The sequence below is a fragment of the Olsenella sp. kh2p3 genome (genome assembly GCA_900119625.1).
GTDB lineage: Bacteria > Actinomycetota > Coriobacteriia > Coriobacteriales > Atopobiaceae > Tractidigestivibacter.
Genome location: FPKD01000028.1, coordinates 1 through 1,462, shown reverse-complemented (window position 1 = coordinate 1,462; position 1,462 = coordinate 1). Strand labels below are relative to the sequence as shown.

The following is a 1,462-nucleotide window of genomic DNA, read 5'->3' as shown; positions in this document are numbered from 1 at the left end:
CCCGTGGCCTCGCTCGTCCCCTTCCCCGTGTCCCTGACGGTGGAGCCCCAGAGGTCCCAGCCGCCCCCGTAGGACCACACGTAGTTGTACTCGGCCCCCTCGAGGTCGCCGGTCACCTGCGGGGTGACCGTCACGGGCTCGCCGGAGGTGACGCTGGGGGCGGAGAGCTCGACGCCTGAGAACGACCACCCGGGAGTCGCCTCTGTGGACTGAAGGGTGGCACCATCCCCGTCTGGGGGATCCCCAGCGCTGGCGGCGAGTGATGCAACGGGCGCACCAAGAGCTAGACCCAGGCTAATCGCAGAAATAAACAGGGCGTTCTTCAGTCTCGCTACGGGTCTCATGGTCGCAACCTCCGGGCGGCATAAAAAATAACATCATCTTTCAGACGATTGTAAGCCCGTTAGGTTACCGGACCCTCATGATAATCACCCCATGCCGCAAGCGGAGAAAACACGCACCCGAGCGCGTAGTGAAGAATGGGCCTTGAGGCAGCGTTTACAGCCACATTAAACGAGCGATACGTTGCCAGCCCAACCCCACTTGGGCTGTCCAGCCTGACTGTAGAAGTTTAACCAGTCTCGAAGCGTCATCTCTCGCACGTAGCCCTCATCGTCATGTACCAAGCCGTTGCCTACGTAGACACCGATGTGTCCATAGAGCTTGCCAAGGCGCGTGGGCGACTTGTCAACGGCAATGACCATGCCAGCCCTCAGTTCAGAGAGGTTGGAGCTATGGCACCAGGCCCGATACATATCATTTGCGTTACCGTTATACCAGCCATAACCGGCGGCGGCGAATACCTTTGAGACCCATGCGGCGCACCAACCAGACACTCCCCTATAGCTACTCGTCTTGTATGCAGAGTCAACGACAGCCCTCTGCGCGCGGGTGAGGTACTCGATGCTTCCAGAATCAAAAGTTGCAGTGAAGCCGTTTGGGTATCTAACGTCAATCTCGACCTTAAAGTCTCCCACGTCACCGAGAGTTGATGCATCAAAGTTAACGTCACCGTCAACAGACCAATCCTGAAGCGTGCCGGAGGCGGAGCCGTCGGAGGAGGCCCAGCGGAAGCGGTAGAGGGTGCCGGGGACCCCGTGGCCCTCGAAGAGGTCGGCCGAGGCCGTCCAGCCGGAGGCGGCGGAGCCGGAGGCGGAGACCCCCGTCACGCCCCAGGCCACGACCCGCGTGGAGGCGGTGCGCCTCTCGCCGCGCGCGGAGACGGCGTCCACGTAGAGGGTGTAGCGGCCGGGCGTCCCGAGGGCGCCGGCGCGGGAGGCCTCCGCGGTGTCGGAGCCCTCGTCGAGCTCCGTGGAGCCCCAGTCCCCCTCGGCCCAGGAGCCGTCGCGCTGCCAGACGTAGTTGTATGTGTTTGATAGCCTCCTAATTGCACAAAAAAGCAGAGCGGCTTTTCACTCGTGAGCATGAAAAAGTTTCACAGATAAGCAAGAGGGACACGTCC

At 61.6% G+C, this 1,462-nt stretch carries 2 protein-coding genes; both read right to left on the bottom strand.

Annotated features, from left to right (window positions below; genetic code table 11):
- Positions 1-344, bottom strand: a 344-nt coding sequence (locus BT122_RS10655; RefSeq protein WP_143190046.1) for a hypothetical protein, incomplete at its 3' end; no start/stop codon positions are given.
- A gap of 165 nt (positions 345-509) precedes the next feature.
- The gene (locus BT122_RS10650) at positions 510-1,232 is read right to left on the bottom strand and encodes a hypothetical protein (RefSeq protein ID WP_072355879.1); all 723 of its coding nucleotides are present in this window, start codon (positions 1,230-1,232) and stop codon (positions 510-512) included.
- Positions 1,233-1,462: the final 230 nt, after the last annotated feature.